Source organism: Pseudomonas sp. TE24901, assembly GCF_054058375.1.
In genome coordinates, this window is sequence record NZ_JBSSAF010000004.1 from 118,711 (window position 1) to 141,657 (window position 22,947).

At 59.2% G+C, this 22,947-nt stretch carries 19 protein-coding genes; 5 read left to right on the plus strand and 14 right to left on the minus strand.

Annotation, left to right across the window (positions count from 1 at the left end; all coding sequences use genetic code 11):
* The 10 genes from brnQ to sdhC all read right to left on the minus strand — a co-directional run bounded on the left by brnQ (position 1) and on the right by sdhC (position 13,125).
* Positions 1-1,314 (minus strand): branched-chain amino acid transport system II carrier protein, encoded by a 1,314-nt coding sequence (brnQ, locus tag ACVWVP_RS09255; RefSeq protein WP_178921958.1) that lies wholly within the window; start codon positions 1,312-1,314, stop codon positions 1-3.
* 433 nt (positions 1,315-1,747) lie between these two features.
* Positions 1,748-2,629: a succinate--CoA ligase subunit alpha gene (gene sucD / locus ACVWVP_RS09260; protein WP_003172813.1), complete on the minus strand. Its 882-nt coding sequence runs from the start codon at positions 2,627-2,629 to the stop codon at positions 1,748-1,750.
* Positions 2,629-3,795, minus strand: a complete 1,167-nt coding sequence (gene sucC / locus ACVWVP_RS09265; protein ID WP_003233235.1) for an ADP-forming succinate--CoA ligase subunit beta — start codon at positions 3,793-3,795, stop codon at positions 2,629-2,631. The genes sucD and sucC overlap by 1 nt, the downstream gene beginning before the upstream one ends.
* A 204-nt stretch (positions 3,796-3,999) precedes the next feature.
* Complete coding sequence (gene lpdA, locus ACVWVP_RS09270) at positions 4,000-5,436, minus strand: dihydrolipoyl dehydrogenase (RefSeq protein ID WP_178921960.1); 1,437 nt, start codon at positions 5,434-5,436, stop codon at positions 4,000-4,002.
* A 99-nt stretch (positions 5,437-5,535) separates the two neighbouring features.
* Positions 5,536-6,759, minus strand: coding sequence for a 2-oxoglutarate dehydrogenase complex dihydrolipoyllysine-residue succinyltransferase (gene odhB / locus ACVWVP_RS09275; RefSeq protein WP_017255679.1), 1,224 nt, complete (start codon positions 6,757-6,759; stop codon positions 5,536-5,538).
* A 44-nt stretch (positions 6,760-6,803) separates the two neighbouring features.
* Positions 6,804-9,635: a 2-oxoglutarate dehydrogenase E1 component gene (locus tag ACVWVP_RS09280; RefSeq protein WP_178921962.1), complete on the minus strand. Its 2,832-nt coding sequence runs from the start codon at positions 9,633-9,635 to the stop codon at positions 6,804-6,806.
* Between the two features lie 261 nt (positions 9,636-9,896).
* Positions 9,897-10,601, minus strand: coding sequence for a succinate dehydrogenase iron-sulfur subunit (locus ACVWVP_RS09285; protein ID WP_003172807.1), 705 nt, complete (start codon positions 10,599-10,601; stop codon positions 9,897-9,899).
* A gap of 11 nt (positions 10,602-10,612) precedes the next feature.
* Complete coding sequence (sdhA, locus tag ACVWVP_RS09290) at positions 10,613-12,385, minus strand: succinate dehydrogenase flavoprotein subunit (RefSeq protein WP_176996495.1); 1,773 nt, start codon at positions 12,383-12,385, stop codon at positions 10,613-10,615.
* 3 nt (positions 12,386-12,388) lie between these two features.
* Complete coding sequence (gene sdhD / locus ACVWVP_RS09295; RefSeq protein WP_016974690.1) at positions 12,389-12,757, minus strand: succinate dehydrogenase, hydrophobic membrane anchor protein; 369 nt, start codon at positions 12,755-12,757, stop codon at positions 12,389-12,391.
* Entirely contained in the window at positions 12,751-13,125 is a 375-nt protein-coding gene (gene sdhC / locus ACVWVP_RS09300) for a succinate dehydrogenase, cytochrome b556 subunit (protein ID WP_016979564.1), read from the minus strand. Before sdhC ends, sdhD begins: the two co-directional genes overlap by 7 nt.
* A gap of 364 nt (positions 13,126-13,489) precedes the next feature.
* On the opposite strand from sdhC, the gene gltA reads away from it, so the two are divergent.
* A complete protein-coding gene (gene gltA / locus ACVWVP_RS09305) occupies positions 13,490-14,779 on the plus strand; it encodes a citrate synthase (protein WP_176996496.1) in 1,290 nt (429 codons plus the stop codon).
* A gap of 12 nt (positions 14,780-14,791) precedes the next feature.
* Complete coding sequence (locus tag ACVWVP_RS09310) at positions 14,792-15,073, plus strand: hypothetical protein (RefSeq protein ID WP_178921964.1); 282 nt, start codon at positions 14,792-14,794, stop codon at positions 15,071-15,073.
* Between the two features lie 12 nt (positions 15,074-15,085).
* Here the strand turns inward: ACVWVP_RS09310 and ACVWVP_RS09315 are convergent, their stop codons facing one another.
* From ACVWVP_RS09315 to ACVWVP_RS09325, 3 genes are all read right to left on the minus strand, one after another.
* Entirely contained in the window at positions 15,086-16,744 is a 1,659-nt protein-coding gene (locus tag ACVWVP_RS09315; RefSeq protein WP_176996498.1) for a cation acetate symporter, read from the minus strand.
* Positions 16,741-17,052, minus strand: coding sequence for a DUF485 domain-containing protein (locus tag ACVWVP_RS09320; RefSeq protein ID WP_176996499.1), 312 nt, complete (start codon positions 17,050-17,052; stop codon positions 16,741-16,743). The genes ACVWVP_RS09315 and ACVWVP_RS09320 overlap by 4 nt, the downstream gene beginning before the upstream one ends.
* A gap of 282 nt (positions 17,053-17,334) precedes the next feature.
* The gene (locus tag ACVWVP_RS09325) at positions 17,335-18,186 is read right to left on the minus strand and encodes a glycine betaine ABC transporter substrate-binding protein (RefSeq protein WP_016972152.1); all 852 of its coding nucleotides are present in this window, start codon (positions 18,184-18,186) and stop codon (positions 17,335-17,337) included.
* 333 nt (positions 18,187-18,519) lie between these two features.
* Between ACVWVP_RS09325 and ACVWVP_RS09330 the strand changes: the two genes are divergently transcribed.
* Positions 18,520-20,073, plus strand: coding sequence for a glycoside hydrolase family 17 protein (locus tag ACVWVP_RS09330; protein ID WP_457405388.1), 1,554 nt, complete (start codon positions 18,520-18,522; stop codon positions 20,071-20,073).
* A gap of 111 nt (positions 20,074-20,184) precedes the next feature.
* On the opposite strand, the gene ACVWVP_RS09335 is transcribed toward ACVWVP_RS09330, so the two are convergent.
* Entirely contained in the window at positions 20,185-20,553 is a 369-nt protein-coding gene (locus ACVWVP_RS09335; protein ID WP_457405391.1) for a hypothetical protein, read from the minus strand.
* Positions 20,554-20,789: 236 nt separating this feature from the next.
* Between ACVWVP_RS09335 and ACVWVP_RS09340 the strand changes: the two genes are divergently transcribed.
* Together ACVWVP_RS09340 and ACVWVP_RS09345 are read left to right on the plus strand one after the other, a co-directional pair.
* Positions 20,790-22,088, plus strand: coding sequence for a serine/threonine protein kinase (locus tag ACVWVP_RS09340; RefSeq protein WP_178921970.1), 1,299 nt, complete (start codon positions 20,790-20,792; stop codon positions 22,086-22,088).
* A complete protein-coding gene (locus tag ACVWVP_RS09345; protein ID WP_178921972.1) occupies positions 22,081-22,869 on the plus strand; it encodes an MlaA family lipoprotein in 789 nt (262 codons plus the stop codon). Before ACVWVP_RS09340 ends, ACVWVP_RS09345 begins: the two co-directional genes overlap by 8 nt.
* The last annotated feature ends 78 nt before the right edge of the window (positions 22,870-22,947 follow it).

Sequence of the window (22,947 nt, forward strand, 5' to 3'; positions counted from 1 at the left end):
TTAAGCGATCGCTTCGCTGCGCTTGCCCAGCATACGGTCAACCACTACCGCGACAGCCAGGGTCATCACCGAAGGCACCAGCCACGCCAAGCCCTGCTCGCTCAGCGGCAGGTGCGCCAGTTGCGATGGCATCCAATCCGCCAGGCCTGCGCCCTTAAGCGCATCGATGCAACCAAAGATGAACGACACCAGCATCACCGGGCCCACGATACGGCCCTGCTCCTGCCAGAAGTCTTTGCAGAAGCTCAGGGCCACCAGCACGATACATGGCGGGTAGATCGCGGTGAGCACCGGGATCGAGAACGCAATCAGCTTGGTCAGGCCCAGGTTGGACACGAACAGCGAGAACAGCGCCAGGATCACCACCAGCGCCTTGTAGGACAACGGCAGGATACGGCTGAAGTACTCGGCGCAGGCGCAGGTCAGGCCCACCGCCGTCACCAGGCACGCCAGGGAGATCAGCACGGCCAGGAAGCCGCTGCCCAGGGAACCAAAGGTGTGTTGCACATAGGCGTGCAGCACCGCTGCGCCATTGCTGGCACCGGCGGCAACTGCATGGCTGCCCGAACCGAGGCGGAACAGGCTGATATACACCAGTGCCAGACCGACACCGGCGATCAGGCCAGCGATGATGGCGTAGCGAGTAATCAGTTTTGGCGACTCGACGCCCCGGGAGCGGATCGCGTTGACGATCACGATGCCGAACACCAGCGCGCCCAGGGTATCCATGGTCAGGTAACCATTGATGAAGCCTTGGGAGAACGGTGCAGCTACGTATTCCGGCGTTGCCACACCCACTTCACCGGCCGGCAAGGCAAATGCGGCGATACCCAGGATGGCCAGAGCGATGATCTTCAGCGGTGCAAGGAAGCGACCCACGGTGTCCAGCAGTCGGCCCGGGTACAGGGATACAAAGAACACCACCAGGAAGTACACCGAGCTGTAGAGGAACAGCGCCAGCGGGCTTTCGCCGGTCAGTGGCGCCAGGCCCACTTCAAAGGACACGGTCGCAGTACGCGGGGTAGCGAACAGCGGCCCTACCGCCAGATACGCCGCCGCCGCGAGCAGGCCACCGGCGATCTTGCCGATCGGGCTACTCAACGCGTCCATGCCGCCACCGACCTTGGCCAGGGCGATCACGGTGACCACCGGCAGGCCCACTGCCGTGATCAAGAAGCCCAGCGCTGCCATCCAGACGTGAGGCCCGGACTGCAAACCAACGATAGGCGGGAAGATGATGTTGCCGGCGCCCACGAACAGGGCAAACGTCATAAAGCCCAACGCCAGGATATCCTGGCTTTTCAACACTTTCATTTGAGGAAATACCACACTACTGAATCGGAATTTAGAGAGGGATTCCCTATGGATGAGGGAAATGCTGCCGGCCCTTATGGCGGCCGACCGGTCTAGCGCGTGGCTTCCTTTTGGGATGCGAACGCATAAAGAGGCGGCTAGGTTACAGAAATTGGCTGACGAACGCACTGTTGCGGGGCGAACTGTCCGATAAGCGACATCTTCATGTCGCGTTTTCATACCTTATTTGACAACCCGACCCCGTGTGGGAGCTGGCTTGCCTGCGATAGCGGTGTGTCATCCAGCATTTTCGTTGGCTGACGCACCGCTATCGCAGGCAAGCCAGCTCCCACAGTTGACCGAGTAGACGTCCAACAAATGGGCAAACGCGGAAAGCACAAAGGCCACCCGAAGGTGGCCTTTGTGTTGGTAAAGCGTCAGCTAAGCGCGAGGCTTACTTGACAGCCCAACCGGTCAGCTCGGCCAGGGCCTTGCCGATGTCTGCCAGCGAACGCACGGTTTTAACGCCTGCGTCTTGCAGAGCAGCGAATTTCTCGTCTGCAGTGCCTTTGCCGCCAGAGATGATTGCGCCAGCATGGCCCATGCGCTTGCCAGCAGGGGCAGTCACACCAGCGATGTAGGAAACAACCGGCTTGGTCACGTGTGCCTTGATGTAGGCAGCCGCTTCTTCTTCAGCCGAACCGCCGATCTCACCGATCATCACGATCGCTTCGGTCTTCGGGTCTTCCTGGAACAGCTTCAGGATGTCGATGAAGTTCGAACCTGGGATCGGGTCACCGCCGATGCCGACGCAAGTCGACTGACCGAAACCGGCGTCAGTGGTCTGCTTAACAGCTTCGTAGGTCAGGGTGCCGGAACGGGAAACGATACCGACTTTGCCTGGCAAGTGAATGTGACCTGGCATGATGCCGATCTTGCATTCGCCTGGAGTGATCACGCCTGGGCAGTTAGGGCCGATCAGGACTACGCCCAGCTCGTCGCACTTAACTTTAGCGTCCAGCATGTCCAGGGTAGGAATGCCTTCGGTGATGCAAACGATCAGCTTGATGCCGCCGAATGCCGCTTCCAGGATCGAGTCCTTGCAGAAAGGAGCTGGAACGTAGATCACGCTGGCGGTGGCGCCAGTGGCAGCTACAGCGTCTTTCACGGTGTTGAACACTGGCAGGCCCAGGTGCTCGGTGCCGCCTTTGCCCGGAGTTACGCCGCCAACCATCTTGGTGCCGTATTCGATGGCTTGCTGGGTGTGGAAACTACCTTGCGAACCGGTAATACCCTGGCAGATAACTTTGGTGTCTTTATTGATCAGGACGCTCATTATTTGCCCTCCGCAGCTTTAACAACTTGTTGAGCAGCGTCGGTCAGGCTGGTAGCCGCGATGATGTTCAAACCGCTTTCTGCCAGTACTTTAGCGCCCAGTTCAGCATTGTTACCTTCAAGGCGAACAACAACCGGGATTTTAACGCCGACTTCTTTCACTGCACCGATGATGCCTTCGGCAATCATGTCGCAACGAACGATGCCGCCGAAGATGTTGACCAATACTGCAGCGACGTTGGAGTCGGACAGGATGATCTTGAAGGCTTCGGTCACGCGTTCTTTGGTAGCACCACCGCCTACGTCGAGGAAGTTGGCTGGTTTGCCGCCATGCAGGTTGACGATGTCCATGGTACCCATGGCCAGGCCAGCACCGTTGACCATGCAACCGATGTTACCTTCCAGGGCTACGTAGTTCAGTTCGAACTTGGCAGCGTGCGCTTCGCGCGGATCGTCTTGCGACGGATCGTGGAAAGTCTTCAGCTTAGGCTGACGGTACATGGCGTTGGCGTCGATGTTGATCTTGGCGTCCAGGCAGTGCAGATCGCCGTCAGCCTTGATCACCAGCGGGTTCACTTCCAGCAGGGCCAGATCGTGATCCTGGAACAGTTTGGCCAGACCTACGAAGATCTTGGCGAACTGGGCAACTTGCTTGCCTTCCAGGCCCAGCTGGAAAGCCAGCTCGCGACCCTGGAATGGCTGAGCGCCAACCAGTGGATCGATGGTGGCTTTCAGAATTTTTTCTGGGGTTTCGTGAGCGATCTTCTCGATGTCCACGCCACCTTCGGTGGAAGCCATGAACACGATGCGACGGCTCGAACGGTCAACGACAGCGCCCAGGTACAGCTCTTTAGCGATATCAGTGCACGATTCAACCAGGATCTTGGTGACTGGTTGGCCATTGGCATCAGTCTGGTAAGTCACCAGACGCTTGCCCAGCCACTGCTGTGCGAAGGCCTTGGCGTCTTCTTTGCTGCGAACCAGCTTAACGCCGCCCGCTTTACCGCGACCACCGGCGTGAACCTGGGCTTTGACAACCCATTCAGTGCCGCCGATTTTGTCGCAAGCTTCTGCTGCTGCTTCCGGGGTGTCTACTGCGTAGCCCTTGGATACTGGCAGGCCGTATTCAGCGAACAGCTGCTTACCCTGATACTCGTGAAGATTCATGCTTTTTACCGTCTTCGTTAGGTACTGCGCATTCGGCGCTGCGCTCATTATGAGTGCCGCGCCACCTGTGACTGCTGCTTGCGCAACTTGCGGGGCTTAACGCCCGTAAAGCTGCGCAAGACTGCGTCCAGCGGATATTCCGCGGTGAGTCTTGCGCGCAAGGCTCACGACGGGCAACTCCGCCGTGGTTTCTTATTATCTCGCTTAGCGCTTCTTGCGGTTGGCGATGTGGATGGCGCCGCCATTCACTGCCAACGCAGCTTCGTGCAACGCTTCGGACAGGGTCGGATGGGAGAAGACCATCATGCCCAGGTCTTCGGCGCTGGTGCCGAATTCCATACCGATAGCGCCTTGCTGAACCAGTTCTGCAGCGCTTGGGCCAATCACGTGGACGCCCAATACGCGGTCAGTCTTGGCATCAGCGATGACTTTGACAAAACCACCGGTGTCGTTGGCTGCCATGGCACGGCCAGAAGCGGCAAACGGGAAGGTGCCGACGTTAACTTCAACGCCTTCAGCTTTCAACTGCTGTTCGTTCTTGCCGACCCATGCAATTTCCGGGTGGGTGTAGATAACCGATGGGATCAGGTCGTAGTTCATCTGGGTTTTATGGCCCTTGATGCGCTCGACAACCATGATGCCTTCTTCGGAAGCCTTGTGTGCCAGCATCATGCCGCGCACCACGTCGCCGATGGCGTACACGCCAGGCACGGTGGTCGCGCAGTGATCGTCAACGTGCACGTAGCCGCGCTCGTCGAGGGTCACGCCGCTGTCGGCAGCCAGCAGGTCGGTGGTCACTGGACGGCGACCAACGGCTACGATCAGCTTGTCGAAAGTGATGGTTTTTTCGCCATCTTTGTCGGTGTAGTTAACAACGACTTCTTCGCCATTCACTTTGGAGCCGGTTACGCGCGCGCCCAGCTTGATGTCCAGACCTTGTTTGGTCAGGGTTTTCAAGGCTTCTTTGGACACAGCGGTGTCGGCGGCCAGCAGGAACGTGTCCAGGGCTTCCAGGACAGTCACTTCGGCACCCAGGCGGGACCATACGGAACCCAGTTCCAGGCCGATCACGCCAGCACCGATCACGCCCAGGCGCTTAGGCACAGCCTGGAATTCCAGGGCGCCGGTCGAATCAACGATCACGTTGTTGTCGACTGGAGCTGGTGGAATGTCGATTGGGCGCGAACCTGGCGCCAGGATCACGTTTTCAGCTTCGATGACTTCAACCGAACCGTCTGGCTTGGTGATTTCGATCTTCTTGCCGGCCAGCAGCTTGCCGTGGCCTTGCAGAGAAGTCACACCGTTGGCCTTGAACAAGGTCGCAACGCCGGAAGTCAGGCCCTTAACGATGTTGGCTTTACGGCCGACCATTGCTGGCACGTCCATGGTCACGCCAGCGTGGTTGATGCCGTGGATCGCGAAGCCGTCTTGGGCTTCGTGGAATTTCCAGGAGCTGTCCAGCAGCGCCTTGGAAGGAATGCAACCGACGTTCAGGCAGGTACCGCCCAGTGCCAGTTTGCCTTCCTTGTCGGTGTATTTTTCGATGCAAGCAGTCGAGAGGCCCAGTTGTGCGGCCTTGATGGCGGCAACATAACCGCCAGGACCTGCACCAATCACTACAACGTCAAATTTCTGCGACATGAAAATAGTTCCTCTATTTAGCAGCAAGCTTTCAAGCCGCAAGCCCAGGGTCAAGCTGCCTTGACTGGCAGTTTGCCCCAGGGCCTGCAGCTGCTTCTATCAGATATCCAGCAGCAGACGAGCCGGGTCTTCCAGCAGGTTCTTGATGGTCACCAGGAAAGTCACGGCTTCTTTACCATCGATCAGGCGGTGATCGTAGGACAGCGCCAGGTACATCATCGGACGGATCACGACCTGGCCGTTGATGGCCATAGGACGCTGGATGATGTTGTGCATGCCCAGGATCGCAGCTTGTGGTGGGTTGACGATCGGCGTCGACATCATCGAACCGAAGGTACCACCGTTGGTGATGGTGAAGGTACCGCCGGTCATCTCGTCGATGGTCAGCTTGCCGTCACGGGCTTTCTTGCCGAAGGTGGCGATGCCGCCTTCGATTTCAGCCAGGCTCATCAGTTCGGCGTTACGCAGAACCGGAACCACCAGGCCGCGGTCGCTGGACACGGCAACGCCGATGTCTGCATAGCCGTGGTAAACGATGTCGTTGCCGTCGATCGAAGCGTTGACTGCCGGGAAGCGTTTCAGCGCTTCGGTGGCCGCCTTCACGAAGAACGACATGAAGCCCAAACGCACGCCGTTATGGCTCTTCTCAAAGAGATCCTTGTACTTCGAACGCAACGCCATGACTTCGGTCATGTCGACTTCGTTGAAGGTGGTCAGCATCGCCATGTTCGATTGTGCTTCAACCAGGCGCTTGGCCACGGTGGCACGTACACGGGTCATCGGAACGCGCTTCTCGGTGCGGTCGCCGGCAGCGAACACAGGCGCAGCGGCAGCCGGGGCAGCAGCCTTGGCAGGTGCAGCAGCTGGAGCGTTCTTCTTGGCTTCAACAGCAGCAACCACGTCTTCCTTGGTGATGCGACCGTCTTTGCCGGTGCCTTTTACGGAAGCCAGGTTGATGCCGTTCTCTTCAGCCAGCTGACGGGCAGCCGGTGCAGCGATCGGGTCTTCAGCGCCAGCAGCCGGAGCGGCAGCTGGAGCAGCCGCGGCGGCCGGTGCAGCAGCGGCAGGAGCAGCGGCAGCAGCGCTGCCCTCCTCGATCGAACCCAGAACCTGGTTCGACAGAACGGTAGCGCCTTCTTCGGCAACGATTGCGCCCAGTACGCCGTCAGCTTCAGCCAACACTTCCAGAACGACTTTGTCGGTCTCGATGTCGACGATCAGGTCGTCACGCTTTACAGCGTCGCCTGGTTTCTTGTGCCAGGTGGCAACGGTGCCATCGGCAACCGATTCCGGGAATGACGGGGCTTTGATTTCGATAGCCATTATCTGTGGGTCCTTAAAATTCGGTTTCAGTCAGCGCGAAGGCGTTAAACAGTGAAAGCATCTTGCAGCAGTTTTTCCTGCTGCTCGGCGTGCATCGACGCATAACCACATGCAGGTGCAGCAGAAGCATCGCGACCGGCGTACTCCAGGTTCAGCGCCTTGTTGTGGTTACCCATGCTGCGACGCAGGTGATGCTGGCTGCTGTACCACGCGCCCTGGTTCATCGGCTCTTCCTGGCACCACACCACGTTAGTGAGGTTGGTGTAAGGCGCAATGGCCTCCATCAGGTCGTCTTCCGGGAACGGGTAAAGCTGCTCGATACGCACGATGGCGATGTCTTCGCGGCCTTCGGCACGGCGTTTTTCCAGCAAGTCGTAGTAGACCTTGCCACTGCACAGGATCAGGCGAGTCACTTTGGCCGCGTCCAGCGTGTCGATTTCCGGGATCACGGTCTGGAACGAACCATCCGCCAGATCTTCCAGGGTCGAGATGGCCAATTTGTGACGCAGCAGCGATTTCGGGGTCAGCACTACCAGCGGCTTGCGCAGCGGGCGGATCACCTGGCGACGCAGCAAGTGGTAGATCTGGGCCGGGGTCGTCGGTACGCACACCTGGATGTTGTGCTCGGCGCACAGCTGCAGGTAACGCTCCAGACGGGCCGAGGAGTGCTCAGGACCCTGACCTTCATAACCGTGTGGCAGCAACATGGTCAGACCGCACAGGCGGCCCCACTTGTGCTCGCCGCTGGTGATGAACTGGTCGATCACCACTTGGGCACCGTTGGCGAAGTCGCCGAACTGGGCTTCCCAGATCACCAGCGCATTTGGCGTGGTGGTCGAGTAACCGTATTCGAACGCCAGTACGGCTTCTTCGGACAGGAACGAATCGTACAGGTCGAAACGTGGCTGGCCTTCGTACAGGTGTTGCAGTGGTACGTAGGTGGTTGCGTCTTTCTGGTTGTGCAGAACCGCGTGACGGTGCGAGAACGTACCACGGCCGATGTCCTGGCCGGTCATGCGGATCGGGTGACCTTCGAACGCCAGGGTCGCGTACGCCATGGTTTCGGCGTAACCCCAGTTGATCGGCAGGCCGCCGGCTTGCATCTTCTGACGGTCTTCGTAGATCTTCGCAACCTGGCGCTGTACGACGAAGCCTTCCGGGATTTCCAGCAGCTTGGCGGACAGTTCCTGCAAGGTCTTGAGGTCGAACGACGTGTCGTGACGGGCAGTCCAGCCGTGGCCCAGGTACGGGCGCCAGTCCACGAACAGCTCTTTGTTCGGCTCTTTGACCAGGCTTTTCACAACGTGCAGGCCGTTGTCCAGCGCGTTGCGGTATTCATCGACTTTCGCCTGAACACGCGCATCGTCAACCACGCCGGCCTTGGTCAGGCTTTCGGCGTACAGCTCACGGGTGGTGCGCTGCTTGGTGATCTGCTGGTACATCAACGGCTGGGTGCCGCTAGGCTCATCCGCTTCGTTGTGACCGCGACGGCGGTAGCAAACCAGGTCGATGACCACGTCACGCTTGAACTGCATGCGGTAGTCGACAGCCAGCTGGGTCACGAACAACACGGCTTCCGGATCATCACCATTCACATGGAGGATCGGCGCCTGGATCATCTTGGCAACGTCGGTCGCGTACTCGGTAGAGCGTGCGTCCAGCGGGTTGCTGATGGTGAAGCCCACCTGGTTGTTGATGACGATGTGAACGGTACCGCCGGTCTTGAAGCCGCGGGTCTGCGACATCTGGAACGTTTCCAGGACCACGCCCTGACCGGCGAATGCCGCGTCACCGTGGATGGAAATCGGCAGAACCTTCTCACCGGTGGCGTCGTTGCGACGATCCTGACGCGCACGGACCGAACCCTCGACCACCGGGGAAACGATTTCCAGGTGGGATGGGTTGAAGGCCATGGCCAGGTGAACTTCACCGCCGGTGGTCATCACGTTGGACGAGAAGCCCTGGTGGTACTTAACGTCACCGGAACCCAGCTCGACCTTCTTCTTGCCTTCGAACTCGTCGAACAGCTCACGCGGGTTCTTGCCGAAGGTGTTGACCAACACGTTCAGGCGACCACGGTGGGCCATGCCGATCACGATTTCCTTGGTGCCGTAGGAACCGGAACGCTGGATCAGCTCGTCGAGCATCGGGATCAGGCTTTCGCCGCCTTCCAGACCGAAACGCTTGGTGCCCGGGTATTTGGTACCCAGGTATTTTTCCAGGCCTTCAGCTGCGGTCACGCGCTCAAGCAGGTGGCTGCGAACGTCGGCGGACAGAACCGGACGGCCACGCACGCCTTCCAGGCGATGCTGGAACCAGTGGCGCTGCTCGGAATCGGTGATGTGCGTAAATTCAGCGCCGATGGTGCGGCAATATGTCTGCTGCAACGCTTCGTGAATTTCGCGTAGGCTCGCTTCCTCTTTGCCGATGAACAGGTCGCCGGCACGGAAGGTCGTATCAAGATCGGCATTGGTCAAGCCGTAATGATTGATCGACAGGTCTGCAGGTGCAGGACGCTTCCAGAGCCCCAGCGGGTCAAGCTGGGCCGCCTGGTGGCCACGCATCCGGTAGGCCTGGATCAGTCGCAGTACTTCAACTTGCTTCTTCTCGTGCTCGCTGCTCACGCTTGCGGCGGAAACCGGCTGGGCGCGGCGCTGGTTCTTTGCCAGCAGCACAAACTGATCGCGAATTGTTGCATGCGATACATCGGTGGCAGCGTTGCCGTCTGAAGACAACGTCTGAAATTTGGTGCGCCATTCTTCTGGCACAGCGTTAGGGTCGTGCAGGTAGAGCTCATAAAGCTCTTCCACATAGGCAGCGTTACCACCTGAAAGATAGCCGCTGTTCCACATGCGCTGCATCACGCTTTCTTGCATGCTTGGTCACCCTCGATTTGGGGACACCACCGGCGAAAACACCGAGTTTGCTTGCAAAAGGCCAAGTGCAGCGACCAAAACAAGCCACTTAGGATCACGCTGATAGTTCGGGTACCAACCCGAATGCCCCTGCTTGTCTCATTTCTTCAAAATAAGAGCCGCGGCTTTGTAAGTCGCTGCTCAAGTTAAAACTACGGCGCCGGTTGAAGCCTGCGCCGTAGCATTTACGGGCACAACGGTCCTGCTTTGCTACAACGTCAGTTACACGCCGCTTTGCAGCAGCATGTTACGGATGTGACCAATGGCCTTAGTCGGGTTCAGGCCTTTGGGACATACGTTGACGCAGTTCATGATCCCGCGGCAGCGGAATACGCTGAACGGGTCATCCAGTGAAGCCAGACGCTCGGACGTCTTGGTGTCACGGCTGTCTGCCAGGAAGCGGTAGGCTTGCAGCAGCGCAGCTGGACCCAGGAACTTGTCCGGGTTCCACCAGAAGGACGGGCACGAGGTCGAGCAGCAAGCGCACAGGATGCACTCGTACAGACCGTCGAGCTTTTCACGCTCTTCAGGGGACTGCAGACGCTCGATGGCCGGAGCCGGCGTGTCGTTCTGCAGGAACGGCTTAACTTTCTCGTATTGCTTGTAGAAGATGCTCATATCGACGACCAGGTCACGGATAACCGGCAAACCTGGCAGAGGACGAACGATCAGCTTGTTGCCTTTGACCACGGCCGACAGCGGCGTGATGCACGCCAGGCCGTTTTTGCCGTTGATGTTCATGCCGTCGGAACCGCATACACCTTCACGGCAAGAGCGACGATAGGAGAAACCTTCGTCCTGCTCTTTGATCAGTGCCAGTACATCCAGCACCATCAGGTCTTTACCACCGGTATCGACCTGGAATTCCTGCATGAACGGCGCGGCGTCCTGATCAGGGTTGTAGCGATAAACACTGACTTTCAACATGGCAGCCACCCTTAGTAAGTCCGAATCTTCGGTTCAAACGTCGGAACCGTCTTCGGCGAGAAGTTCACGGCACGCTTGGTTACGCGCTTGTCACCCGGGAAGTACAGGGTGTGGCACAACCAGTTTTCGTCGTCGCGATCTTCAAAGTCTTCACGGGCGTGGGCACCACGGGATTCTTTACGAACCTCGGCCGCGATTGCAGTCGCTTCGGCCACTTCCAGCAGGTTTTGCAGCTCAAGGGCTTCGATACGAGCGGTGTTGAACGCCTGGCTCTTATCGTTGATCTTGACGTTGGCGATGCGCTTGCGCAGATCCGCCAGCTGGGCAATACCCTTCTGCATGTATTCGCCGGTACGGAATACACCGAAGTAGTTCTGCATGCAGCTTTGCAGCTCGCGACGCAGGGTGGCTACGTCTTCGCCATCGGTGCGCTCGTTCAGCGCGTTCAGACGGGCCATGGCCGCGTTGATGTTGGCTTCGGTAGCGTCGTCGTAATGGATACCGTCGGTCAGCGCCTTTTCCAGGTGCAGGCCGGCAGCACGGCCGAATACCACCAGGTCGAGCAACGAGTTGCCGCCCAGACGGTTGGCACCGTGAACCGATACGCAAGCCACTTCACCCACTGCGAACAGGCCAGGGATGATGGCGTCTTTACCTTCGCTGTCCTGGGTGATCGCCTGGCCGTGAATGTTGGTGGCAACGCCGCCCATCATATAGTGGCAAGTCGGAACAACCGGAACCGGAGCAACCACCGGGTCAACGTGTGCGAACGTCTTGGACAGTTCGCAGATGCCTGGCAGGCGGCTGTGCAGTACTTCTTCGCCCAGGTGATCGAGCTTGAGCAGTACGTGGTCGCCGTTCGGGCCACAGCCGTTGCCGGCGATGATCTCTTTAACCATCGAACGGGCTACAACGTCACGACCCGCCAGGTCTTTCGCGTTCGGAGCGTAACGCTCCATGAATCGCTCGCCGTGCTTGTTGATCAGGTAACCACCTTCACCACGGCAGCCTTCTGTCACCAGTACACCGGCGCCGGCGATGCCGGTCGGGTGGAACTGCCACATTTCGATGTCTTGTACCGGTACGCCAGCACGCAGTGCCATGCCGACGCCGTCGCCGGTGTTGATAAGGGCATTGGTGGTCGAGGCGTAGATACGACCAGCACCACCCGTCGCCAGAACGGTAGCGTTGGCGCGGATGTAGGTGGTTTCACCGGTTTCGATGCAGATGGCGATCACGCCAACAAATGCACCGTCGGCATTCTTCACCAGGTCTACCGCGTAGTACTCGTTCAGGAACGTGGTACCGGCTTTCAGGTTGCCTTGATAAAGGGTGTGCAGCAGTGCGTGACCGGTACGGTCGGATGCCGCGCAGGTACGGGCAGCCTGGCCGCCTTTACCGTAATCCTTCGACTGGCCGCCGAATGGACGCTGGTAGATACGACCTTGCTCGGTACGGGAGAACGGCAGACCCATGTGGTCCAGCTCGAACACCGCAGCCGGGCCTTCCTGACACATGTATTCGATAGCGTCCTGGTCACCGATGTAGTCGGAACCCTTGACGGTATCGTACATGTGCCAGCGCCAGTCATCGTTCGGGTCGGCGGACGCGATGGCGCAGGTGATGCCACCCTGGGCCGATACGGTGTGGGAACGCGTTGGGAACACCTTGGTGATCACGGCAGTCTTGTGACCACCCTGAGCCAGCTGCAGCGCTGCGCGCATGCCAGCACCGCCGCCACCAATGATGATGGCGTCGAAGGAAATAGTTGGAATGTTAGCCATGAATCAGATACCCCAAAGAATCTGCACACCCCAGACGAAGTAAGCGAACATTGCAACGCCGCAGACTGCCTGGAAGAGGAAACGTACTGCGGTCGCGGACTTGCCCAGCGCCATTGGCGTCAGGTAGTCGGTCGCGATGGTCCACATGCCGACCCAGGCGTGAGCGCCCAGGGCTACAAGGGCCAGCAGACTGAAGATTCGCATCGCATTGTGGGAAAACAGGCCATGCCATTGCTCATAGCTGATGCCTGGATTTGCGACGAGGTATCCGATCAGGAAAATGAAATAAGCCGCGAGAACGACCGCAGACACACGCTGTGCCATCCAGTCATAGAGGCCCGAACGCGAAAGGTTCGTAACGCTGGTTACCATATCCAAACTCCTGCCAGAACGATCAGCACCACGGAAATGGCGATGATGATTTTCGAGCCCAGGCGGCCGCCTTCCAGCGTCTCACCGATACCCGCATCCATGATCAAGTGGCGCACACCGGCAACCAGGTGATACAGCAGAGCGGACAGGAGGCCCCATGCTACGAACTTGGCCAGCGGGCTGGTCAAGCATGCCTTCACCTCGGCGTAACCTTCCTCGGAACCCAGGGATTTGCTCAATGCGTAAAGCATGATGCCCAAGCCCAGGAACAGGATGATGCCGGAAACACGGTGCAGGAACGACGTAACGCCGGTGATGGGGAGTTTGATGGTCCTTAGGTCTAGGTTTACAGGTCGTTGGCTATTCACGGCTTTTTTTCACACTGAAGAGCCCCTAACAATCAGGGCAAAGTTGTTGGGGAGTGCACTGGTCAGGTAAGCACCACCCAGGGAGTGCGACCCCCAATGAAAGCAAGCCCAAAAGCCCTTGGCGGTCGGTGGCCGAGTATAGACAGTTAGGTTACTAATGACAACGCGCTGTCCTCACCCTAATAGCTGATTGCGCTGGCGGTATAAAAGGCGTAAATGGCAGTCAATTTCGAGGAAAAAGTACGGTTAAAGCCTTCTGCTGCAAGACTTTAGGCAAATTGACATCTGGATTTATATCAATATAGTGGTGCGGGCCCTGCGTGGGGGGTCTGTCTGATGATTTGAAGCATAAATAGGAGGCCACATGGCTGACAAAAAAGCGCAGTTGATCATCGAGGGCGCAGCCCCCGTCGAGCTGCCCATTTTAACCGGCACCGTTGGTCCCGATGTTATCGATGTACGGGGCCTGACGGCCACGGGCCGTTTCACTTTCGACCCAGGCTTCATGTCGACCGCCTCTTGCGAGTCGAAGATCACCTATATCGATGGCGACAATGGCATCCTGCTGCACCGGGGCTACCCGATCGAGCAGTTGGCCGAGAAGTCGGACTACCTGGAAACCTGCTACCTGCTGCTAAATGGCGAATTGCCAACCGCTGAGCAGAAAGCCAAGTTTGTCAGTAATGTGAAGAACCACACCATGGTTCACGAGCAGTTGAAGACCTTCTTCAACGGTTTCCGTCGCGACGCCCACCCGATGGCGGTCATGTGCGGCGTGGTCGGCGCCCTGTCGGCCTTCTATCACGACTCCCTCGACATCAATAACCCGCAGCATCGCGAAATCTCCGCGATCCGCCTGGTTGCCAAGATGCCGACCCTGGCCGCGATGGTGTACAAGTACTCCATGGGCCAACCCATGATGTACCCGCGCAACGACCTGTCGTACGCGGAAAACTTCCTGCACATGATGTTCAACACCCCGTGCGAGATCAAACCGATCAGCCCGACACTCGCCAAGGCCATGGACCGGATCTTCATCCTCCACGCCGACCACGAGCAGAACGCATCGACCTCCACCGTGCGCCTGGCCGGCTCTTCGGGTGCCAACCCGTTCGCCTGTATCGCCGCCGGTATCGCCGCACTGTGGGGCCCTGCCCACGGCGGTGCGAACGAAGCCGTCTTGACCATGCTCGATGAAATCGGCGATGTGTCCAACATCGACAAGTTCATCGCCAAGGCCAAGGACAAGAACGATCCATTCAAGTTGATGGGCTTCGGTCACCGGGTCTACAAGAACCGCGACCCGCGCGCCACCGTCATGAAGCAGACCTGCGACGAAGTGTTGAAGGAACTGGGCATCAAGAACGATCCGCAACTCGAACTGGCCATGCGCCTGGAAGAGATCGCCCTGACCGACCCGTACTTCATCGAACGCTCGCTGTACCCGAACGTCGACTTCTACTCGGGGATCATTCTCAAGGCGATCGGCATTCCAACCAGCATGTTTACCGTGATCTTCGCCCTGGCGCGGACCGTAGGCTGGATCTCCCACTGGAAAGAAATGCTCTCCAGCCCGTACAAGATTGGCCGCCCGCGCCAGCTGTACACCGGCTACGAGTCGCGTGACATCACCCAGCTGGAAGATCGCAAGTAAGCCGCTAACGGCTTGATTGCACTGAATAAGGCCTCCTCTGGAGGCCTTATTCGTTTCCGCCCTCCCAACAACACCACCCCCTCTGTAGGTGGCCGGCTTGCCGGCGATGAGGCCCGCAAGGTCAGCGCCAGGCTCAAGGACGCCATCGCCGGCAAGCCGGGCCCCTACAACGGATTGCGCACCGCCCACCTACACCTTTTATTGGTGCAGGATCTGAGAAACAGTTTTGTCGTATCTGTTACCAATAAAAGCAAAAAAATGCCCCGATCTCGCGACCGGGGCATTTTTTTGTAACAGCCAGCGCGATTAGTGGTTAACCGCCCCGCTCGCCCCCAGGCCAGTCTGCGAACGCACAAACTGCGGGAAGTAGAGCGCACGTTCCTTGTCTGCCGCCGCCGACTTGTCGGTGATGGAGAAGAACCAGATGCCGATGAACGCAATGATCATCGAGAACAGCGCCGGGTACTCATAAGGGAAGATGGCTTTTTCATGGTGCAGGATCGAGACCCAGATGGTCGGGCCCAGGATCATCAGGCCAACCGCACTGATCAGGCCCAACCAGCCGCCGATCATGGCGCCACGGGTGGTGAGGTTTTTCCAGTACATGGAAAGCAGCAACACCGGGAAGTTACAGCTGGCCGCAATGGAGAACGCCAGGCCGACCATGAACGCGATGTTCTGGCTTTCGAACAGGATGCCCAGGCCGATAGCCAGCACGCCCAGGGCGATGGTGGTGATCTTCGAGACGCGAATCTCATCCTTGTCGTTGGCCTTGCCTTTCTTGATCACGCTGGCATACAGGTCATGGGACACCGCCGACGCACCGGCCAGGGTCAAGCCGGCAACCACTGCCAGGATGGTGGCGAAGGCCACGGCCGAGATGAAGCCCAGGAAAATGCTGCCACCCACCGCGTTGGCCAGGTGCACCGCCGCCATGTTGTTACCGCCCAGCAACGCGCCTGCCGCGTCCTTGAACGCCGGGTTGGTGCTGACCAGCAGGATCGCGCCGAAGCCGATGATAAAGGTCAGGATGTAGAAGTAACCAATGAAGCCAGTGGCATAGAACACGCTCTTGCGGGCTTCTTTAGCGTCGCTGACGGTGAAGAAGCGCATCAGGATGTGCGGCAGGCCAGCGGTACCAAACATCAGCGCAAGCCCGAGGGAGAACGCCGAGATCGGGTCTTTTACCAGGCCGCCAGGGCTCATGATCGCTTCACCTTTAGGGTGAACCTTGATCGCCTCGGAGAACAGGACGTTGAAATCGAAGTTGACGTGCTTCATCACCATCAACGCCATGAACGACGCGCCGGACAACAGCAGCACCGCCTTGATGATCTGTACCCAGGTGGTTGCCAGCATGCCGCCGAACAACACATAGAGCACCATCAGGATGCCCACCAGGATCACCGCCACATGGTAGTCCAGGCCGAACAGCAGCTGGATCAGCTTGCCCGCCCCCACCATCTGCGCGATCAGGTAGAACGCCACCACCACCAGCGAACCACAGGCCGAGAGGCTGCGGATCTGGGTTTGCCCGAGGCGGTAGGACGCCACGTCGGCAAAGGTGTACTTGCCCAGGTTACGCAGGCGCTCGGCGATCAGGAACAGGATGATCGGCCAACCCACCAGGAAGCCGATCGAGTAGATCAGGCCGTCATAACCGGAGGTATACACCAGCGCGGAAATCCCCAGGAAGGACGCCGCCGACATGTAGTCACCGGCAATCGCCAGGCCATTCTGGAAACCGGTGATCTTGCCGCCGGCCGCGTAATAGTCGGCCGCCGACTTGTTGCGCTTGGACGCCCAGTAGGTGATGCACAGAGTGGCACCGACAAACGCGATGAACATCACGATGGCGGAGACGTTCAGCGGTTGCTTGTGCACTTCACCGGTCAATGCGTCCGCCGCCCAAACGGCCGGAGCAAACAGCGAAGCGCCGAATACAGCCAATAGACGCCGGATCATTGCGCAGCCTCCTTGAGAATCGCATTGTTCAGGTCGTCAAATTCGCCGTTGGCCCGGCGCACATAGATGCCGGTCAGAATGAAGGCGGACACAATCAGTCCGACGCCCAGGGGAATGCCCCAGGTAATCGAGGAACCAGGGCTGAGCTTGGCCCCCAGTATTTGTGGCCCGTAGGCGATCAACAGGATGAAAGCGGAGTAAAGCCCTAGCATGATTGCCGAGAGTATCCAGGCGAATCGTTCCCTTTTTCTCACCAGCTCCTTGAAACGCGGGCTGTTTTGAATCGAGAGGTAAATGCTGTCGTTCATTGTTTTTATCCTCGCAGCACAGCTTTTTATTATTTTGGAACGTATCCACTGTATGCGGCTGCCGTAGAGGTTCCAGACGACCTTAGTAGTAGATGGAGATAGCCACTTCGCAAGTTTTGCGGCCAACAAATAAACAACAGCCGGAATACAGACAAAAATGTGGGAGCGGGCTTGCCCGCAAATGCAGTGGTTCAGTCGACTTATGCATCGACTGACACACTGCATTCGCGGGCAAGCCCGCTCCCACATTAGGTTTGCGGCGTAATTTCTACAGATTAACGGTTACTTACCGGTCCACTCCGCTACACGCTCGGGGTGCTTGGCCACCCAATCCTTGGCTGCGGCATCAGGCTTGGCGCCTTCTTGGATCGCCAGCATGACTTCGCCGATTTCATCCTTGGAGGCCCACTGGAATTTTTTCAGGAAGGCTGCGACTTCCGGCGCTTTCTTCTCTAGGCCCTTGCTGCCGATGCTGTTGACGGTTTCCGCTGCACCGTAAACGCCTTTCGGGTCGTCGAGGAAACGCAGTTTCCACTTGGCGAACATCCAGTGTGGCACCCAACCGGTGACCGCGATGGATTCCTGCTTGTCTTCGGCACGGGTCAGTTCGGCGATCATCGCCGCGCCCGAACTGGCTTGCAGTTTATAGTCGAGGCCGTACTGCTTGATGGCTTCGTCGGTCTTGAGCATCACGCCTGAACCGGCGTCGATGCCGACAATCTTGTTCTTGAAGGTGGTGTCGGTCTTGAGGTCTTCAATGGACTTGGCCTTGACGTACTCCGGCACGATCAGGCCGATTTTCGCATCCTTGAAGTTGGGGCCGTAGTCGACCACCTTGTCCTTGTTCTTGGCCCAGTACTCACCGTGGGTCACTGGCAGCCAGGCGGAGAGCATGGCATCGAGTTTGCCGGTGGCCACGCCTTGCCACATGATCCCGGTGGCGACTGCCTGCAGCTTCACGTCATAACCGAGCTTTTCCTTGATCACTTCCGCCGCCACGTGGGTGGTGGCCACGCTGTCGGACCAGCCATCCACATAGCCGATGCTCAGGGTTTTGCTGTCGGCGCTGGCCAGTGTGGAGCTCATCGCAACTACCAGAGTGGCAGCTGCGCCCAAGAGTCGTCGCATCTTCATAGTACTTCCCCGAAAGTGCTGCGCCCGACGGATGCCGAGCGACGTCAACCTAGTTGTTATGTGGTGCACCGCGCCCCCTTCACGCGCATCGATCCGGCTGCTGCCACATCAGTGGAGTGCTGACCCTTTGATCATCAACCTGACGGGGCTTGGAACCTGCTCTGCCTGCGACCTCAGGTAAGCAAGAAACGACATCACAACGCCAGCAGGACGTTTTGTAGGATATGGCGTCAAAATCCCGCCCGAACTTTGCATGTCAAAATTATGCTGCCCCACTGGGACGGGGCAAATCCGGGTAAGATGCGCGCCTTTGCTCTTCCAGATAAGCCGACCATGCCCGCGACTGCCCGCTTCCCCGCCCTGCCCTATTTCCTCGCCTTTGCCCTCGGCCTGCTGGCCCTCGTCGGTTACTGGTACGGCCTCGGCCGGCCCGTGGTGCTGCCGGACGTCGCCAGCGCCAGCCACAAGATGCAATGCGCGTCCTACACGCCCTTCGACAAAGACCAATCGCCATTCGACCAGCCATTCAAGCTGCGCCCCGAGCGCATGGACGCCGACCTGGCCTTGCTGGCCACCCGCTTCGAATGCATTCGCACCTATTCCATGACCGGCCTGGAAGCCCTGCCCGAAATGGCACGCAAGCATGGATTGAAACTGATGGCCGGCGCCTGGGTGAGCAGCGACCCGGTAGCCACCGAGAAAGAAATCGACGAACTGATCACCTCTGCCAACGCCAACCCGGATGTGGTGACCGCCGTGATCGTCGGCAACGAAGCCTTGCTGCGCAAGGAAGTCACCGCCAAGCAGCTGGTGACCCTGATTCATAAAGTCAAAAGCCACATCCAGCAACCGGTGACCTACGCCGACGTGTGGGAGTTCTGGCTGCAACACCCGGAAATCGCTCCGGCCGTGGACTTCCTCACCATCCACCTGCTGCCGTACTGGGAGGATGACCCGTCGGGCATCGACCAGGCCCTCAAGCATGTGGGCGATGTGCGCCAAACCTTCGGCAACAAGTTCGCCCCCAAGGACGTGCTGATCGGCGAAACCGGCTGGCCCAGCGAAGGCCGCCAGCGTGAAACCGCCGTGCCGAGCCGCGTCAACGAGGCCAAGTTCATGCGCGGTTTCGTGGCCATGGCCGAAGCCAACGGCTGGCACTACAACCTGATCGAAGCCTTCGACCAACCCTGGAAGCGCGCCAGCGAAGGTGCCGTCGGTGGTTACTGGGGCCTGTTCGATGCTGATCGCCAGGACAAAGGCATCCTCGCCGGCCCGGTGAGCAATGTGCCGTACTGGCCGCTGTGGCTCGGGGTGGGCGGGCTCATCCTGCTCGGCACGCTGGCGCTCGGCGGTTGCGTGCGCAGCAAGCGCTCGGCAATCCTGCTGCCGCTGCTCGGCGCCGTTGCGGCCTGCTCCATCGGCACCTGGGCGGAACTGACCCGTGTGACCGCACGCTTCAATGACGAATGGGTGTGGGCAGGCTTGCTGGTGCTGTTGAACCTGCTGGTACTCGCTCACGCTGCCTTGTCCCTGAGTGCCCGGGAAGGTTGGCGTGGACGCGCATTCAACTGGCTGGAACAGCGCGCCGGTTGGCTGGTGGCGATCGCCGGGTTTGCCGGTGCGGTGATGATGCTGGCGTTGGTGTTTGACCCGCGCTACCGCAGCTTTCCGAGTGCGGCCTTGGTATTACCGGCGCTGGTGTACCTGGTGCGTCCGGTAACCGGGCCGCGTCGGGAAATTGCGCTGCTGGCCTTTATCATCGGTGCCGGCATTGCGCCGCAGTTGTACCGAGAAGGCCTGTTGAACCAGCAGGCGTGGGGGTGGGCGGTGGTCAGCGTGTTGATGGTTGCAGCGTTGTGGCGTTGCTTGCGAGTGCGCAAGGCTTAAACCTGACCTGTGGCGAGGGAGCTTGCTCCCGCTGGAGTGCGAAGCGCTCCCAAGATTTTGGGGCCGCTGCGCAGCCCAGCGGGAGCAAGCTCCCTCGCCACATAGGGATAATCAGGCTACCCGTGGCTTCCTGACCAACCGCAACCCCGCAATCACCACCGCAAACACCGCAAACGTGGTGTTGTACAACGCCAGCGCCGGCAGGCCGAACAGCATCCCCAGCACCGCCAGCCCCCAGCCCGCACGGCCCGGCACGAAGAACGCCAGCACCGCCGTGACCAGCGCCGCCCAGCCCATCACCTTGAAGTGGATCATCAGGCCCAGGTTCGAGCGCAGTTGGCATTCCCAGCGGCTGGCCTCATCGGCGCAGATGCCGACCCATTGACCGTCCTCCATGAAGCCATAACGTGCGCCATAACTGGCGGCCAGCCATAAAGGCAGGGCAATCAGCAGCAGGATCCAGGGTAAACGACGGGACATTGGGGCACTCCGATAGGCAAAAACGGCGCTCAGCTTAATGCCCCGGTGGCCGTTGGCAAGGCGCATACACACAATTAGTGTTCACCAACGCGTGGCAAAGTGTATCGTCTGGCTACTATTACCCTGAATCCGACGTTTTTTCCGACTTTTCGTGCCGAGTGCTGGCACTTCGGCGACAGCGCGGTGGTCATAGCCTGCGAACATCTTTCAGCACGTTTCCTCTTAGGGATTAAGTCATGCTCCGTTCCTTGCGCTGTGCTGCCCTGCTGGGCAGCCTTTTTCTGAGTGCGTCAGCACTGGCGGTCGACGTCGACCAAGCCACCTATGGCTTCCCTTTGACCAACCCGTTCGAAGCGACCATCGCCACCACCCCGCCGGACTTGCGGCCCAAGCTGCCGAGTGACGACGAGATCAACCAGTCCGACTACAGCCTGACGATGCGCCCCGAGCGCGAGTTCAGCCTGCCGGACAACTTCTGGGCGGTGAAGAAACTCACCTACCGCATCGCCAAGCAGGATCACGCCGCGCCGCTGATCTTCCTGATCGCCGGCACCGGTGCGCGCTTTGACAGCAGCATCAACGAATACCTGAAAAAACTGTATTACCAGGCCGGCTACCACGTGGTGCAGCTCTCGTCGCCCACCAGCTTTGACTTCATCAGCGCCGCCTCGCGCTTCGCCACCCCGGGTATCACCCAGGAAGACGCCGAAGACATGTACCGCGTGATGCAAGCCGTGCGTGCACAGAACGCCTCGCTGCCGATCACCGACTTCTACCTCACCGGCTACAGCCTGGGCGGCCTGGATGCGGCGTTTGTCAGCAAGCTGGACGAAACCCGCCGCAGTTTCAACTTCAAGAAAGTGCTGCTGCTGAACCCGCCGGTCAACCTCTACACCTCGATCACCAACCTCGACAAGCTGGTGCAGACCGAGGTCAAGGGCATCAACAACACCACCACCTTTTATGAGCTGGTGCTGAACAAGCTGACCCGCTACTTCCAGCAGAAGGGCTACATCGACCTCAACGACGCCCTGCTCTACGACTTCCAGCAATCCAAGCAGCACCTGACCAACGAACAGATGGCCATGCTGATCGGTACCTCGTTCCGCTTCTCGGCGGCCGACATCGCCTTTACTTCGGACCTGATCAACCGTCGCGGCCTGATCATCCCGCCCAAATACCCGATCACCGAAGGCACCAGCCTCACGCCATTCCTCAAGCGTGCGCTGCAATGTGACTTCGACTGCTACCTCACCGAGCAAGTGATCCCGATGTGGCGCGCCCGCTCCGATGGCGGCAGCCTGTTGCAACTGGTCGATCAGGTCAGCCTGTACGCCCTCAAGGACTACCTGCACAACAGCCCGAAAATCGCCGTCATGCACAACGCCGACGACGTGATCCTCGGCCCTGGCGACCTCGGCTTCCTGCGTAAAACCTTCGGCGATCGCTTGACCGTCTACCCGCTGGGCGGCCACTGCGGCAACCTCAATTACCGCGTCAACGCCGACGCCATGCTGGAGTTCTTCCGTGGCTAAATATCTTCTGCTGCTCGCCGCCCTGATGTGCGCAGGCGTGGCCAATGCCGACAACAGCAAGGCCCATGAACCGGTCAAGGTCGACGCCGATGGCTTCAAGGAGCCGCTGTCCAAGCTCAAGTTCAACCCGGGCCTGGACCAACGTGAGTTCGAACGTTCCTCGCTGACTGCGCTTAACGTCTACGACCCGCTGGAGTCGTGGAACCGCCGCGTGTACCACTTCAATTACCGCTTCGACCAATGGGTCTTCCTGCCGGTGGTGGACGGTTACCGCTACGTCACGCCGAGCTTCCTGCGCACGGGCGTGAGCAACTTCTTCAATAACTTGGGCGACGTGCCCAACCTGTTGAACAGCCTGCTGCAGCTCAAGGGCCACCGCTCCCTGGAAACCACCGGGCGCCTGCTGCTCAACACCACCATCGGCATCGCCGGCCTGTGGGACCCGGCCACCGCCATGGGCCTGCCGCGCCAGAGCGAAGACTTCGGCCAGACCCTGGGCTTCTACGGCGTCCCCGGGGGCGCCTACCTGGTGCTGCCGATCTTCGGCCCGTCGAACCTGCGCGACACCACCGGCCTGGTCGTCGACTACGGCGCAGAAACCGAGATCAACTTCCTCAACGTGTCCAAGGTCAGCGAAAACCACCCGGAAATCTGGGCCCTGCGCGCGGTGGACAAGCGCTACCAGACCAGCTTCCGCTATGGGCAGATGAACTCGCCGTTTGAGTATGAAAAAGTGCGGTACATCTATACCGAGTCGCGCAAGTTGCAGATTGCCGAGTAAACAACGCCTACAAAAAAGGCCATTCGATTGAATGGCCTTTTTTGTTGCGGCGTGGATCGTTCCCGCGCGTGGCGTGGC

Bases quoted from the DNA above. Each gene is read 5' to 3' on its own strand.
- brnQ (WP_178921958.1), bottom strand. From the start codon at position 1,314: ATGAAAGTGTTGAAAAGCCAGGATATCCTGGCGTTGGGCTTTATGACG.
- sucD (WP_003172813.1), bottom strand. From the start codon at position 2,629: ATGAGCGTCCTGATCAATAAAGACACCAAAGTTATCTGCCAGGGTATT.
- sucC (WP_003233235.1), bottom strand. From the start codon at position 3,795: ATGAATCTTCACGAGTATCAGGGTAAGCAGCTGTTCGCTGAATACGGC.
- lpdA (WP_178921960.1), bottom strand. From the start codon at position 5,436: ATGTCGCAGAAATTTGACGTTGTAGTGATTGGTGCAGGTCCTGGCGGT.
- odhB (WP_017255679.1), bottom strand. From the start codon at position 6,759: ATGGCTATCGAAATCAAAGCCCCGTCATTCCCGGAATCGGTTGCCGAT.
- ACVWVP_RS09280 (WP_178921962.1), bottom strand. From the start codon at position 9,635: ATGCAAGAAAGCGTGATGCAGCGCATGTGGAACAGCGGCTATCTTTCA.
- ACVWVP_RS09285 (WP_003172807.1), bottom strand. From the start codon at position 10,601: ATGTTGAAAGTCAGTGTTTATCGCTACAACCCTGATCAGGACGCCGCG.
- sdhA (WP_176996495.1), bottom strand. From the start codon at position 12,385: ATGGCTAACATTCCAACTATTTCCTTCGACGCCATCATCATTGGTGGC.
- sdhD (WP_016974690.1), bottom strand. From the start codon at position 12,757: ATGGTAACCAGCGTTACGAACCTTTCGCGTTCGGGCCTCTATGACTGG.
- gltA (WP_176996496.1), top strand. From the start codon at position 13,490: ATGGCTGACAAAAAAGCGCAGTTGATCATCGAGGGCGCAGCCCCCGTC.
- ACVWVP_RS09315 (WP_176996498.1), bottom strand. From the start codon at position 16,744: ATGATCCGGCGTCTATTGGCTGTATTCGGCGCTTCGCTGTTTGCTCCG.
- ACVWVP_RS09320 (WP_176996499.1), bottom strand. From the start codon at position 17,052: ATGAACGACAGCATTTACCTCTCGATTCAAAACAGCCCGCGTTTCAAG.
- ACVWVP_RS09325 (WP_016972152.1), bottom strand. From the start codon at position 18,186: ATGAAGATGCGACGACTCTTGGGCGCAGCTGCCACTCTGGTAGTTGCG.
- ACVWVP_RS09330 (WP_457405388.1), top strand. From the start codon at position 18,520: ATGCCCGCGACTGCCCGCTTCCCCGCCCTGCCCTATTTCCTCGCCTTT.
- ACVWVP_RS09335 (WP_457405391.1), bottom strand. From the start codon at position 20,553: ATGTCCCGTCGTTTACCCTGGATCCTGCTGCTGATTGCCCTGCCTTTA.
- ACVWVP_RS09340 (WP_178921970.1), top strand. From the start codon at position 20,790: ATGCTCCGTTCCTTGCGCTGTGCTGCCCTGCTGGGCAGCCTTTTTCTG.